The organism is Candidatus Vallotiella hemipterorum (assembly GCF_910593725.1).
In the GTDB taxonomy this organism is placed as follows: domain Bacteria; phylum Pseudomonadota; class Gammaproteobacteria; order Burkholderiales; family Burkholderiaceae; genus Mycetohabitans; species Mycetohabitans hemipterorum.
In genome coordinates this window covers 415,537-429,839 of record NZ_OU343031.1, presented here as the reverse complement: position 1 = coordinate 429,839, position 14,303 = coordinate 415,537, and the positions used below count along the sequence as shown (strand labels likewise).

Annotated in this window: 7 protein-coding genes, 3 tRNA genes and 1 rRNA gene; 1 reads left to right on the top strand and 10 read right to left on the bottom strand. The window is 44.8% G+C overall.

The window, feature by feature from the left end:
• Positions 1-130 precede the first annotated feature (130 nt).
• The 6 genes from KW136_RS01445 to dnaG form a co-directional block, all read right to left on the bottom strand.
• Positions 131-203 (bottom strand) — tRNA-Ala (locus KW136_RS01445).
• 54 nt (positions 204-257) lie between these two features.
• Positions 258-334: transfer RNA gene (locus KW136_RS01440), tRNA-Ile, on the bottom strand.
• Between the two features lie 67 nt (positions 335-401).
• Positions 402-1,933: ribosomal RNA gene (locus tag KW136_RS01435) — 16S ribosomal RNA — on the bottom strand.
• A 995-nt stretch (positions 1,934-2,928) separates the two neighbouring features.
• A tRNA-Ile gene (locus tag KW136_RS01430) sits at positions 2,929-3,007 on the bottom strand.
• 25 nt (positions 3,008-3,032) lie between these two features.
• Positions 3,033-5,066, bottom strand: coding sequence for an RNA polymerase sigma factor RpoD (gene rpoD, locus KW136_RS01425; protein ID WP_216796651.1), 2,034 nt, complete (start codon positions 5,064-5,066; stop codon positions 3,033-3,035).
• A 454-nt stretch (positions 5,067-5,520) separates the two neighbouring features.
• On the bottom strand, positions 5,521-7,392 hold the full coding sequence (dnaG, locus tag KW136_RS01420; RefSeq protein WP_216796650.1) for a DNA primase: 1,872 nt from the start codon (positions 7,390-7,392) through the stop codon (positions 5,521-5,523).
• A gap of 1,175 nt (positions 7,393-8,567) precedes the next feature.
• Between dnaG and tsaD the strand changes: the two genes are divergently transcribed.
• A complete protein-coding gene (tsaD, locus tag KW136_RS01415; RefSeq protein ID WP_216796649.1) occupies positions 8,568-9,599 on the top strand; it encodes a tRNA (adenosine(37)-N6)-threonylcarbamoyltransferase complex transferase subunit TsaD in 1,032 nt (343 codons plus the stop codon).
• A gap of 67 nt (positions 9,600-9,666) precedes the next feature.
• On the opposite strand, the gene folE2 is transcribed toward tsaD, so the two are convergent.
• From folE2 to KW136_RS01395, 4 genes are all read right to left on the bottom strand, one after another.
• The gene (gene folE2 / locus KW136_RS01410) at positions 9,667-10,476 is read right to left on the bottom strand and encodes a GTP cyclohydrolase FolE2 (RefSeq protein ID WP_216796647.1); all 810 of its coding nucleotides are present in this window, start codon (positions 10,474-10,476) and stop codon (positions 9,667-9,669) included.
• A 141-nt stretch (positions 10,477-10,617) separates the two neighbouring features.
• Positions 10,618-12,486 (bottom strand): 1-deoxy-D-xylulose-5-phosphate synthase, encoded by a 1,869-nt coding sequence (dxs, locus tag KW136_RS01405; RefSeq protein WP_216796645.1) that lies wholly within the window; start codon positions 12,484-12,486, stop codon positions 10,618-10,620.
• 71 nt (positions 12,487-12,557) lie between these two features.
• On the bottom strand, positions 12,558-13,439 hold the full coding sequence (locus KW136_RS01400; RefSeq protein ID WP_216797396.1) for a polyprenyl synthetase family protein: 882 nt from the start codon (positions 13,437-13,439) through the stop codon (positions 12,558-12,560).
• 5 nt (positions 13,440-13,444) lie between these two features.
• Complete coding sequence (locus KW136_RS01395; protein ID WP_216797394.1) at positions 13,445-13,726, bottom strand: exodeoxyribonuclease VII small subunit; 282 nt, start codon at positions 13,724-13,726, stop codon at positions 13,445-13,447.
• Between the last annotated feature and the right edge of the window lie 577 nt (positions 13,727-14,303).

The window sequence follows — 14,303 nt, the reverse complement described above, 5'->3', positions numbered from 1 at the left end:
TCTATTTTAAGATGTATTTAATAGATAGACTGCTTTTCCAGATTGTTAAAGAACGCTACAGTCGTATAAATATTTTTATACACTGCTTAATTACTAACATTTAGGTTTAAATATTAGTAATTAAGCAGTGTGGAGGCAGACGGAATCGAACCGACGACCCCCTGCGTGCAAAGCAGGTGCTCTCCCATCTGAGCTATGCCCCCTTATAACTTATTAGGTTTTGCACAGGATTTGTTACTCGCTAGACACGCCACGTATGGTGGGTCTGGTTGGATTTGAACCAACGACCCCCGCCTTATCAAGACGGTGCTCTAACCGACTGAGCTACAGACCCTTTGTCTGTCCCCGTAACTTTACAGCCGATAAGTGTGAGTACTTGTAGTACAGACATTTCGCTCTAGAAAGGAGGTGATCCAGCCGCACCTTCCGATACGGCTACCTTGTTACGACTTCACCCCAGTCATGAATCCTACCGTGGTAACCGTCTTCCTTTCGGTTAGACTAGCCACTTCTGGTAAAACCCACTCCCATGGTGTGACGGGCGGTGTGTACAAGACCCGGGAACGTATTCACCGCGACATGCTGATCCGCGATTACTAGCGATTCCAGCTTCATGTAGTCGAGTTGCAGACTACAATCCGGACTACGATCGGTTTTTTGGGATTAGCTCCCCCTCACGGGTTGGCAACCCTCTGTTCCGACCATTGTATGACGTGTGAAGCCCTACCCATAAGGGCCATGAGGACTTGACGTCATCCCCACCTTCCTCCGGTTTGTCACCGGCAGTTTCCCTAAAGTGCTCTTGCGTAGCAACTAGGGACAAGGGTTGCGCTCGTTGCGGGACTTAACCCAACATCTCACGACACGAGCTGACGACAGCCATGCAGCACCTGTGCGTCGATTCTCTTTCGAGCACCTCTACTTCTCAGTAGAGTTTCGACCATGTCAAGGGTAGGTAAGGTTTTTCGCGTTGCATCGAATTAATCCACATCATCCACCGCTTGTGCGGGTCCCCGTCAATTCCTTTGAGTTTTAATCTTGCGACCGTACTCCCCAGGCGGTCAACTTCACGCGTTAGCTACGTTACTAAGGAAATAAATCCCCAACAACTAGTTGACATCGTTTAGGGCGTGGACTACCAGGGTATCTAATCCTGTTTGCTCCCCACGCTTTCGTGCATGAGCGTCAGTATTGACCCAGGAGGCTGCCTTCGCCATTGGTATTCCTCCACATCTCTACGCATTTCACTGCTACACGTGGAATTCTACCTCCCTCTGCCATACTCTAGACTGCCAGTCACCAATGCAGTTCCCGGGTTGAGCCCGGGGATTTCACATCGGTCTTAGCAAACCACCTGCGCACGCTTTACGCCCAGTAATTCCGATTAACGCTTGCACCCTACGTATTACCGCGGCTGCTGGCACGTAGTTAGCCGGTGCTTATTCTTCCGGTACCGTCATCCAGTCTAGGTATTAACTAGACTGCTTTCTTTCCGAACAAAAGTGCTTTACAACCCGAAGGCCTTCTTCACACACGCGGCATTGCTGGATCAGGGTTTCCCCCATTGTCCAAAATTCCCCACTGCTGCCTCCCGTAGGAGTCTGGGCCGTGTCTCAGTCCCAGTGTGGCTGACCGTCCTCTCAGACCAGCTACAGATCGTTGCCTTGGTAAGCTTTTACCTTACCAACTAGCTAATCTGGCATCGGCCGCTCTTTGAGCGCGAGGCCCATAGGGTCCCCCGCTTTCCTCTTTGGAGTGTATGCGGTATTAATTCGGCTTTCGCCGGGCTATCCCCCACTCTAAGATACGTTCCGATGTGTTACTCACCCGTTCGCCACTCGCCGCCAGGCCGAAGCCTGCGTTGCCGTTCGACTTGCATGTGTAAGGCATGCCGCCAGCGTTTAATCTGAGCCAGGATCAAACTCTTCAGTTTAAACCTGTTACTTATTTTAGCTTTTTAGGCTTTGTCGCTCAACTCAAAATATTGATAATTTTTAAATTTCTAAAAATTACTTTAATTTTGCATGAGACTTGATTATTTTCTTTGCTTTTTACACTTTATATTTTATGTAAAGTGTAGTTTTGCCTGACCATCAAGTACCCACACTTATCGGCTGTTACTTTTTTAAAGAGCATCGCGCTAAATTAGCTTTAACTTATTTGAGCTAAAGATTTTTTTGCGTTTTATTGTGTTAACAACAAAGAACTAGCATTCTCGGTGTAATTCTACGAAACGTCAAGAGCTTTTTAGAAAATTTCTTAGTCTTAGTAACTACTTACTGTTTTACTTGTCGCACAGTATCAAGCAAGCATGAAACTAATAGTTTAGCAACTATATAATACTTTTAATTCAGCTTTTAGCTGATTTTGTTCTAGGTTTTCAAGCGATAAATTTAAGAAGACTGAGCAAAAGCGGGAAGTTTTACATCTATTAAGGGTATTATATTATTTGTGTCTTATATTATATGTCTTCTTAATTCTGTTATTGAACTATTCTTTAAGAAAATAAGTTTTATATCTTATAGATAAGATATCTATATTAGTAATAATGTTGCTCCTGCGGAATTAATTAAAAAATTGAATTCTATATATTCAGGGGAAATATAACGATATAAGCAAGATATATGTAGATATGTTTTAATTACCAATCTAATGCCCCGTTTTTCCATTTAATTAATCAAAATATTATTGATAATAACCATATTTTATAATATATATGTAATATTTTTAATAACTTCTGAATATGGGGGTTAGCTAGTAATATAGAGGTATATGGTGATAAAATAGAATATTGCCTATTATAAATTAATATATACCTTGAGAAGGTAATACTTACAAGAAAGACTTTTTAGGTATATGTGTTAGTACGAATTAGATACTTTTCTCAAATATAAGCTGAGCGAGATTTGTATAAACCTAGCTAGATATTGGTGGGCCTCCCGTGAGTCGAACACGGCACCAACGGATTATGAGTCCGCTGCTCTAACCAAGCATGAGCTAGAGGCCCGAATTAGTTATTTCGAAAATAGGACTTAGTTTCCCTCCAAGAAAGACTTTAGTTTATCTGAACGGCTTGGATGACGCAATTTACGTAATGCCTTTGCCTCGATCTGGCGGATTCGCTCTCGTGTTACATCGAACTGTTTACCGACTTCTTCAAGCGTATGATCTGTACTCATCTCAATTCCAAAGCGCATTCGCAATACTTTTGCTTCACGCGGTGTTAATAAATCTAACACCTCTTTGACGACATCTCGCATGCTCTCGTGTAATGCGGCATCAGCTGGTGCTAGTGTATTGTTATCTTCGATAAAATCACCTAAATGTGAATCGTCGTCGTCGCCGATCGGGGTTTCCATAGAAATTGGCTCCTTTGCGATCTTCATAATCTTTCGGATTTTTTCTTCTGGCATCTCCATTTTTTCAGCAAGTGTGCCAGGATCAGGCTCGAGACCTGTTTCTTGCAAGATTTGCCGTGATATCCGATTCATTTTATTAATTGTCTCGATCATATGCACCGGAATTCGTATCGTACGAGCCTGATCTGCAATCGATCGAGTAATCGCCTGACGAATCCACCATGTCGCATACGTAGAGAACTTATAGCCCCGCCGATATTCAAACTTATCAACCGCTTTCATTAAGCCTATATTACCTTCCTGGATCAAATCTAAAAATTGCAAACCACGATTCGTGTATTTTTTCGCAATAGAAATAACTAGCCGCAAGTTGGCCTCAGTCATCTCGCGCTTAGCTTGCCTTGCTTTGAGCTCGCCTGCCGCCATTTGGCGATTTGTTTCTTTCAGGTCTTTTAGCGGCAATACAACGCGCGCCTGCAAGTTAATCAATCGCTGCTGCTGTTCGCGAATTGCGGGGATATTTCGCGCAAGTACTGCTCCATAGGGCGGCCCCTCTATAATAATCTGTTCTGCCCAGTCTAAATTAGTCTCATTACCAGGGAAGCGCCAGGCAAATTCTTCGCGTGACATCCCACACTTATTGACGACAATATGTAAGATCTGTCGTTCTACTTGACGTACCTCATCAACCTGCATGCGCAACGTATCGCATAGTCTTTCAACCGTTCTAGCAGTAAATCGGATCAATGTTAACTCTGTTTGAATAGCATCTCGCGCCCTTAGGTATAGCTGAGACTTATACCCCTCCTTTTCATATGCAAGCCGCATTTTTTCAAACCACTCGCTTATTAGAGCAAAGCGCTCTAGAGAGGCGTGCTTCAGCGCATCAAGCTGCGCAGTGCTGGCTGCATCCGCTCCAGCACCCCCCCCATCTCCTTCTTCGTGGCTCGTGTCTGTTCTATCAGATTCTGATGCCATCTCATCTGCATCAGATGCACTAATTATATCCTCTGTATTTGGATCTATGAGGCCATCGACTAGTTCGTCTACACGGATTTCATCACTAGTAACCCGCTTAGCCATCGCAAGGATGTCTATAATCGTCGTTGGGCAAGCTGAAATTGCCCGGACCATATGCTTAAGACCGTCTTCGATACGCTTAGCAATTTCAATTTCACCTTCTCGCGTCAATAGCTCAACAGTACCCATCTCTCGCATGTACATACGCACCGGATCTGTTGTGCGACCGAATTCAGAGTCTACTGATGATAATGCGACCTCGGCCTCCTCTTCAACTTCGTCGTCGGACGATAACGAAGGCGCATTATCGTTAAGTAGCAGAGTTTCTGCATCAGGTGCCTGTTCATAAACTGCCACGCCCATATCATTAAACGTGCTAATAATGCTTTCAATCGCCTCAGTTTCTGCAAAATTGTCTGGTAGGTGATCATTAATTTCAGAATAGGTTAAGAAGCCTCTTTCTTTGCCTAGCTTAATCAGAGCCCGAAGCTTTGAGCGGCGCTCCTCAAGCTCCTCAGCCGTACCTGGTTGACGAGATGCAAATGCATCTTTTAGCAGTGCTTTTTCCTTCGCCCTGCGATCACGCGCTTTAATCTTCTCACCCTTCACTGTCGTGAATGAGCCGGCCGACTCATCGAGTTGCTTCATTTCCTTATTAAGTAGTACTTTATTCAGCTTTTTTGTCATGGATGTCGCCATTACGGCTTTAGTCTCGACTTGCGGGGCTTGTCAGATGGTTGCTGCTTTACTCGTATTAATACAGTCTTATTTGTCTAGTATGTCTAGTATCTAGCGGCTAAAACTACATATCTCTCGCTTTATACGCCTTGCGATTAGACCACATTGCAAAGTCGCTTTATAAAAACTTCTATTTTGGAGAGCAGCATTATAGTTTTTAGCCGACTAGATCGGATAATTGCCTCCGGCAAGACATATCTAAAAAATAAATGTTTCTTTTCGAATAGAATCATTATCTTTATAACTATCAATTTGCACTTTTAATGCAACCTAATCCCTGGCTACCCAGGAGTTTTTATAGTAATGCTGCATCTATTTTATTCTGTCTAGAAATAACCCCCATTTAGAATCCTCTCAATATAGCACGATGATCATCTTTTTTTGCAAGAGGCAACGCGCCGATCTAGCGTTTCAGATCGGCGCGTTGCCTTGATAATTCAGCAAACTCCCTGGCTTGTTCCCCCTCTAGTTTTATCTGCCGAGATAAAATCTTAAGGCGCTCAGAGCAAGCGTCATAACGCATCTTTGAGATGACTGTCTTGACTTCATCAGCTGCGATTTGTTTCTGCTTATCACGTTGGCGTATGCTATTGTCATCCGGCGATGTATCTAGTAAATCACGCACGTTTTCATCATATAAGAAAATTTCTCGAAATATTTCCTTATATATTGACGAATTTGGAGAATTAAGTAGCAAATCCCTAAGCAACTGATAATCAGCCGTGTTTCCTAGTGTCTGCGTATATGCAATCGTCTCAGAAAACAGATTTTTTTGTCTGGAAAGTGTAGCTAGCGTGTTGCATTCCTGCACACTAAGCATTGCGACGATACATGGATACATAATTATATTACGTAGCGCTCGATGCTCGTGGTCGGTAACAGAACAACGATCGATCTTTACTGGAACGCGAACTGTACCTGTAGTTCGCTTGCCAATTTCGCAGAACTTCACTACGTCTTCGATGGTCATCGATATCTGAGCTGCTAGCGTATGTATAATCTGAGCCCTTAGTGCGTTAGGTGGCAACATCTGCAACAGTGGCTTGGCATTATACAAGGCCTTGGCTCGTCCTTCTGGCTGCCCAATCTCTTTGTCCGCTAAAACTTCGTTCAGCAGAAACCGTGAGAGCGGCATTGCCCGCTTAATCTGGTCCTCGAATATTTTGGCGCCGTGCTCTCGGACATAACTGTCTGGATCGTGTTCTGCAGGCAGAAATAGAAAACGGATCGTGCGATTGTCTGATGCATGCGGAAGACACGCATTCAAAGCTCGGCGAGCTGCACGGCGTCCCGCTGTATCACCATCGAAGCTAAAAATTATCGTGTCCGTCTGCTGCATTAATTTTTGTACATGTACGGGTGTGCACGTAGTACCCAAAGTTGCCACCGCGTTCGGAAAACCTAATTGCGTCAGCATAACAACGTCCATGTAACCTTCTACGACTAGAACAAAGCCCCTCTCTCGGATCGCAAGACGTGCCTCAAAAAGGCCATATAACTCAGTCCCCTTATTAAATAGTCGCGTTTCTGGTGAATTTAAATATTTTGGTTTTCCGCGGGCATATAGCACGCGTGCGCCGAAACCGATTACTTGTCCACGCATATTTCGGATAGGGAACATAATGCGCTGGCGAAAACGGTCATAACGACGTTCCCCGACGCTACTTGAGACCTTATTGCTAATAATTACTAGACCTACATCAAGTAATGCGTCGTCGAGATAGTCTGTAAAAATTGACCCTAGGTTTTGCCAGTTATTTGGCGCATACCCCAAGCCAAAGTAGAGTGCTATCTTACCTGTCACACCCCGTTTTTTTAAGTACTGAATCGCATCTGGTGCACTCCGCAGCTGCTTACAGTAGTAGTCAGTCGCAATGCGCATAATATCAATAAATATGCGTGCTGTTCTAGGAGAAGTAGATGGCAGATCGGCACCACCCCCTAGTCGCAGCGGACTCTTAACACTATATGTGCCTAGCGCGGTTTCGTGTGGAACGGCGAATCCAGTAGACTGTGCTAACTCATTAACAGCCTTTGGAAACGTCAAGCCGTGATACTGCATGAGAAAACTGATTGCTGTACCATGTATACCACAGCCGAAGCAGTGGTAGAACTGCTTCGCTGGACTAACAATAAAAGAGGGATTTTTTTCTTTATGAAACGGGCATAACCCACTAAAATTTGCCCCACTCTTTTTTAGACGTACACACTCCCCTACTACGTTGACAATATCAACGCGGTTTAATAAGTTCTGCAGAAATGAGCGTGGAATCACAGCCGCATCAGCCAGGCTACTTTAGAGATGATAATAATCTTACTTATAGAAAAATTCTGTTATATCAGCAGAACCTGTAAGTTTGCTTATCTCCCATGGGTTGGCGAATCCTGCTTGTTTTATTACGTTTTGCATTAAAAGACAACGTTACTAGCGGAGAGCCTCGAGCATGACGGGATATGTTTCCGAAGAAGCATAAGTCGTCTTGGTATTTTTAATACTACACCTCGTGTCTGCGAAATAGAATCTTTATTCCGCTGGACTAACGATCAATGAGCGACTTAATTGTAGTGTCGCTGAGAGTCATGCTTTTATATATTTTATGTTGCTTAATTACAGCCCACAACGGACGCATAGTTTTAAGATACCTGTTATTTTAGTCAGGTATAACACTTTTTGTACTACGATTAATACAACCCCCTGCAGCTCATGTGTATTACTATTAACCACCCCCAGATTTAACTATGTAACTATGATATATAATATGAGATCTGCTGAGGTACGATCCGCAGTGGTCTTGCATGGCAATACAGTTTTTAGTAGTACTTAGCGGTATTTATACAATTTCACCTACTACACGTTTATATAATGATGCACCTGCTTTACTTTCTCAATAAATAATTGAAATTATTAGATCTTTTTTGTAGCTGACGCTTTTACTTATATTCAGCAATTGGCCCTTCTAACACTTGAGATTATAGATTTCTAATATCTATTTAGCACAATTGTTAAGATGTAGCCAATCGTAATTGCAGAAAACTCATCCTCTTAAAGAGAGCTGTTTTATATCTAGTCTATACATTACAATAGCAACATTCCTTCATATAGATCAAAAATCTAGATCAGTAAATGTCTTCGTTCAGCATGCTGCTTGCTTCATGCATTTAGTTAGCGTTAAATAGGAGCAAGTCCTGATTAAAGCACTATAGCAATAGCTCTTATTTACAAGAAAAATAGCGTCTATTGACGCATACTCTTGCTTTATCCGAGATAGATCTCGGTTATAGAATTATTCTAGTGCCTGCACTCTATAGCATAGTTCTTGAGCTTAACGTTCGCACTCTTACACTAATCAATGCCATAATATGGTGTCATATATTTCGGCCCGCCAAATCTACCATTTAGCTAAGCAAGAGAAGCTGTATGCAGTCTAGTCACTTATTTTTTCAGTTCTCGTGCTCGTTCTAGGTATCGAAAGCTCGTGTGATGAAACCGGCGTTGCGTTATACGACAGCGAGCTCGGGCTTCTTGCGCACGCACTGCATTCGCAAGATGCTATGCATCGAGACTATGGAGGCGTCGTGCCGGAACTTGCGTCACGCGACCACATTAAGCATGTCTTACCACTGCTACAGCAGGTGTTGCAACAGGCTGGGGTTTCACGCACAGCAATTGATGCGATCGCGTTCACGCGGGGTCCGGGCCTAGCTGGTGCACTTCTCGTCGGGGCTAGTATTGCAAATGGATTAGGCTTGGCACTTAGAAAGCCAGCCATCGGAATCCACCACCTTGAGGGGCATTTGCTATCGCCGTTACTTGTACAAAACCCCCCGTCTTTTCCATTTGTTGCACTGTTAGTCTCCGGCGGTCACACGCAACTAATGTACGTGGCCGATGTTGGTATATACAAGATACTTGGCGAAACTCTAGATGATGCTGTCGGCGAAGCGTTCGACAAGACAGCAAAACTGCTTGGATTAAACTACCCAGGAGGGCCTGAGGTTTCGCGATTAGCTGAGTTAGGTACTCCAGGCGCTGTTTCATTACCACGCCCAATGCTGTATTCGGGCAACTTAAATTTTAGTTTTAGCGGACTAAAAACAGCGGTTCTTATGCATCTCCGCCGCAGCGGATCAAACATCTGTGAGCAGACAAAAGCTAATTTAGCGCGTAGCTTCGTTGATGCTGCAGTCGAGGTACTGACTGCAAAAGCAGTTTCTGCATTGCAGCGAACAGGAATAAGTCGACTCATTGTGGCCGGTGGAGTCAGCGCAAATTGTCAGTTGCGCGAATCTCTACATGCTGCGGCCAAGGGTAAATTCGACGTATATTATCCCGACCTTGCACTATGTACAGATAATGGCGCAATGATCGCGCTCGCAGGTGCACTACGGCTACAACGCAATCCAAAAGTAGTTAATATGTCGTACTCGTTTACTGTTAAACCCCGATGGGATTTAAGTGCTGCCGATCCCTGGGGGAGCTAGCATAGCATATCATCTATCGATGGCATTTTTCATATAAGTGCCGATACCTTAGTCAATATATAGGCAGCTAGTCGGAAAACCGCTTGTCGTATTCGACTAGCGCGTATGCGCTGTGATTATGGATGGACTCAAAATTTTCAGCCTCAAGTACATAGGCAACTATTCGAGGATCGGCATTGAGTCGCCTTGTAACATCGCGCACTAAATCCTCAACAAACTTTGGATTATCGTAGGCCCACTCGGTAACAAACTTCTCATCAGGACGCTTTAGCAGCCCCCATAACTCACATGAGGCCTCTTCTTCGGCTATCCGAATTAGGTCTTCAACTGGAAGATCATCAGCTAGTTCAGCAGAGATTGTTATATGCGAACGCTGATTATGCGCACCGTACAGAGAGATTTTTTTTGAACATGGACAGAGACTAGTAACTGGCACTACCACTTTAGTAAATAAACGTGTGTTACTATCTCGGGTATCAACACTACACGTCACCTCGTAGTCAAGTAAACTATGGACGCCAGATACAGGCGCTGTTTTCCGGATGAAATAGGGAAACTTGACCTCGATTTGACCTGCTGTAGTTTCAAGCTTCTCGAGCATGCTCGCTAGCATAGCCTGGAGACGAGTGATATCTAATGGATTCCAAGATTGTGCTAGTAGCTCGATAAAGCGAGACATATGCGTCCCCTTCTGCTCGGCAGAAAGATGCACATTAAGATTCCAGGATCCCACTGTTGCTTGTATATCACCTGCCGCAGTTTTTACTGTCAGTGGATGACGTATTGCTTTGATGCCGACTCTCTGGATCGGGATCTGCCGGCTATCCGGCGTGCTCTGTACATCAAGCATTACAAAAGCGTGATTAATCTGGTTCATCAGAATTCCTTGATAACCGGCGCGCGCCTTAATTTATGGCAGTGTCGGAATAATGCTCATGCAAAGACTAAATAAAAAAAATCTATTTTGAGGCGAGGTCTATACAACGAACCTGGTTTTTTTACCTTGCCATCTCACCTGTTATTGCGAGCTTAGTAAGCGCCCCCGGATCGCGCTAGCAATTCCAGCTGCATCTAGACCGCACTCAGCAAGCAAGCGAGAGGACTCACCGTGATCAATAAAACGGTCAGGAAGGCCTAATTGTAATACTGCTCGATTTACTCCTGCTGACTGTAGGAACTCGAGACACGCAGATCCAGCCCCCCCCATAATGCAACCTTCCTCAATAATCACAAGTAACTCGTGAGTATCTGCGAGCTGCCTAACCAGCAACTCGTCTAGCGGCTTAACAAAGCGCATATTTGCCACTGTTGCGTCAAATTCCTGTGCCGCTGTCAGGCTAGGCTCTAGCATCGAGCCGAATGCTAAAATCGCCACTCTATGGCTAGTTTGAGCCTTCGACTGCCGTTGGATTTCTCCCTTGCCAATCGGAATAACGCTTAGTTGCTTTTTTGAAGTTTGCTCCGACGCTATTCCACGTGGATAGCGTACCGCGCTCGGCCCGTCAAGTTCCAGGCCTATATATAACATTTGTTGACACTCATTCTCGTTAGCCGGAGTCATCACCACCATATTCGGGATACACCGCAGGTACGCTATATCATAAACACCCGCATGTGTCGCTCCGTCTGCGCCCACTAGTCCCGCTCGGTCCAGCGCGAACATAACCGGCAGATTCTGTAGCGCTACGTCATGAATTAACTGGTCATAGCCGCGCTGTAGAAACGTTGAGTAGATCGCTACTATTGGTCTCAACCCTTCGGCCGCCAACCCGGCAGCAAAAGTTATCGCATGCTGCTCAGCAATGCCTACGTCAAAATAGCGTTGTGGGAAACGTCTCTCGAACTCAACGAGCCCTGAACCTTCACGCATCGCCGGCGTAATGCCGACTATTCGCATATCTAATTCTGCTGCATTGCATAACCATTCTCCAAAAACCTGCGCATAGGTTTTCCTTGAAGACTCAGCCAGCTTAATGCCTTCAGCCGGATTAAATTTTCCGGGACCGTGATATAAAACTGGATCAGCTTCAGCAAGCTTATAACCCTGGCCTTTTTTTGTGACCACATGAAGGAATTGTGGGCCGTATAAGCCTTGGATATTCTGTAGAGTTGGGATGAGTGAGTCAAGATCATGTCCATCAATAGGACCAATATAGTTAAAGCCAAATTCCTCAAACAGCGTCGCGGGTACTACCATTCCTTTTGCATGCTCCTCCAGCTTGCGAGCAAGCTTGAGCATTGGCGGAGCGTGGCGTAGCACTCGCTCAACGCTCTTTTTTGCAGTTGCATAAAACTGACCCGACATTAATCGAGCAAGGTAACGGTTGAGCGCACCCACTGGAGGTGAGATCGACATACCGTTGTCATTTAAGATCACCAGAAGCGGGATATCCTCACACACGCCGGCGTTATTTAGTCCCTCGAATGCCTCGCCGGCAGTCATCGCGCCATCGCCAATCACAGCGATCACATATCGGTCTTCACTTTTAAGTTTGCTTGCAACAGCCATACCCAATGCCGCCGAGATCGACGTGCTTGAATGCGCAGTTCCAAATGTATCGTACTCCGACTCGGAACGACGCGGAAAACCAGAGATGCCATTCCACTGCCGAAGTGTACTCATCTTATCCCGTCGTCCAGTGAGAATCTTATGCGGATAAGTCTGGTGGCCAACGTCCCAAATAATCCGATCCCTTGGTGTATCAAAAACATAGTGCAACGCGATCGTCAATTCAACAGTGCCTAGGTTCGATGATAGATGCCCGCCTGTTTGAGATACGCTGTCAAGCATAAAAGCACGAAGCTCATCAGCAAGTGTCTTTAACTGCCGGCGCTCTAGACACCTAAGCGCGTCGGGGTTATTAATGGTTTTTAGCAAGTTGTACATCGTCGCTCTATTCCAAGCAATCCTGCGGCGTATGCGTTAACGCTCCCATTTTGTTGCTAGTACGCGCTAGCTTAATTCACACGTTCGACCACCATATCAGCTATTTGTGCCAATCGTATGCCGCGCTTACCTAGCGGTGCGAGGGCAGCATACGCGTCGAGTCGTAGCCGCGCCACGAGTTCCAGAGACGCTTGCAACCCGATGGTTGACACGTATGTGGGTTTGTTGTTAGCTGCATCTTTTCCGGCAGTTTTGCCAAGCAAGGTTGAGCGAGCTGTGACATCTAGGATATCGTCAACTACCTGGAATGCTAGGCCCACTGCTTGCGCATACGCATCGAGCCCGGCCTCAATGTCAGCCGACATACCGTCACCACATATTGCCCCCATCTTAACGGCCGCGCGAAGTAATGCACCGGTTTTCATCTGATGCATTACTTCTAACTGTGTCTTCGACAACCGCATGCCTACGCTTGCTAAGTCGATTGCCTGCCCCCCCGCCATACCCAGCGAGCCGGTCGCGCAAGCTAGTATACGCATCAACGCAACCTGCCGGTATACGTCGAATACATCTAAAGCTAGAACAATAAACGCCTGCGATTGTAGTGCATCGCCAACGAGAAGCCCTGTTACCTCATCATACTGTATGTGCACTGCCGGCTTATCGTGCCGCATATTATCGTTATCCATGGATGGCAAATCATCATGAACCAGCGAATACACATGAATTAGTTCGAGAGCACATGATGCTGTGTCACGCAGCTGGCTAGGAGCACCTAGTGCCTGGCCAGCTGCGTGACACAGCATAGGCCGAATACGCTTACCGCCACCCAGTACCGCATAGCGCATTGCCTGATGCAACTGTATCGGCTCAACATTCGCTGGAGGCAGTACAAGTGAAAGCGCCGCCTCAGTTCTCGCCAGGACCTCACGCACCCATTCATCAAATGCTATAGTGCTCACGCACATTCTCCGTCATCAGCCTCTGGATGGATGGGCTTAAGCATCTCACCATCAAGTATGCAAACTTGCTGCTCAACTCTCTCGAGTTGCTGTTGACAGTACGCAACTAGCGCCACACCTCGGCGATATGCTGCTAACGATAGTTCAAGGCTTAACCCCCCCCCTTCCATTTTCTCGACTAGTGACTCAAGTTCATCGAGTGCTGTTTCATAATTATCCGGCAATGGGATATCTGCTCTGTTATAGGATTTAGCAGTAGTATTAGGCATGATGCGCATATATTTTAGCAAGTCACCCCATTTTACGGCAAACAACTGCTAGCGGTACTAACCGCTTAAGCCTACTTAGTTTAGTAACTGCTAAATCAGCAATATATTTTTCTAACAAAATTTTTATTATATATATAAAAATACAAGTACAATACATATTGTACATAAATATTTCCATATAGTTAAGTTTTTTAAAAATGTTTAAAAATTTATTTTAAAAATTATTAAAATAATAAAAAGTTTTTATAAACCATAAATGGTAAACTTACAAAAACCAGGATTATATATTATATTAATATATAATCCTGTAATTATAGGAGACTTCTTTAAAATTATTCTGGTATTGAATATCCACGCTAAATGTCTAAAACATTAAAGCTGTCTAGCTCGATCGGCATGTATCTTTATTTACACTTAGGTACTAGGCCTATATAGACGCAGCAATAACTGGATGGCATATACAACATCCTCCTATTGTTTAGGATCTAATCCTGTACCCTATAGCATACGCCTAATAGTGCTAGTCACGAAGTTTTCTTATTCGGAAAAATAGCACCATCAGAATCTAAGTAGAGTTTGAATAAAT

Coding starts and splice junctions, on each gene's coding strand:
- rpoD (WP_216796651.1), bottom strand. CDS start 5,066: ATGACAAAAAAGCTGAATAAAGTACTACTTAATAAGGAAATGAAGCAA.
- folE2 (WP_216796647.1), bottom strand. CDS start 10,476: ATGAACCAGATTAATCACGCTTTTGTAATGCTTGATGTACAGAGCACG.
- dxs (WP_216796645.1), bottom strand. CDS start 12,486: ATGTACAACTTGCTAAAAACCATTAATAACCCCGACGCGCTTAGGTGT.
- KW136_RS01395 (WP_216797394.1), bottom strand. CDS start 13,726: ATGCGCATCATGCCTAATACTACTGCTAAATCCTATAACAGAGCAGAT.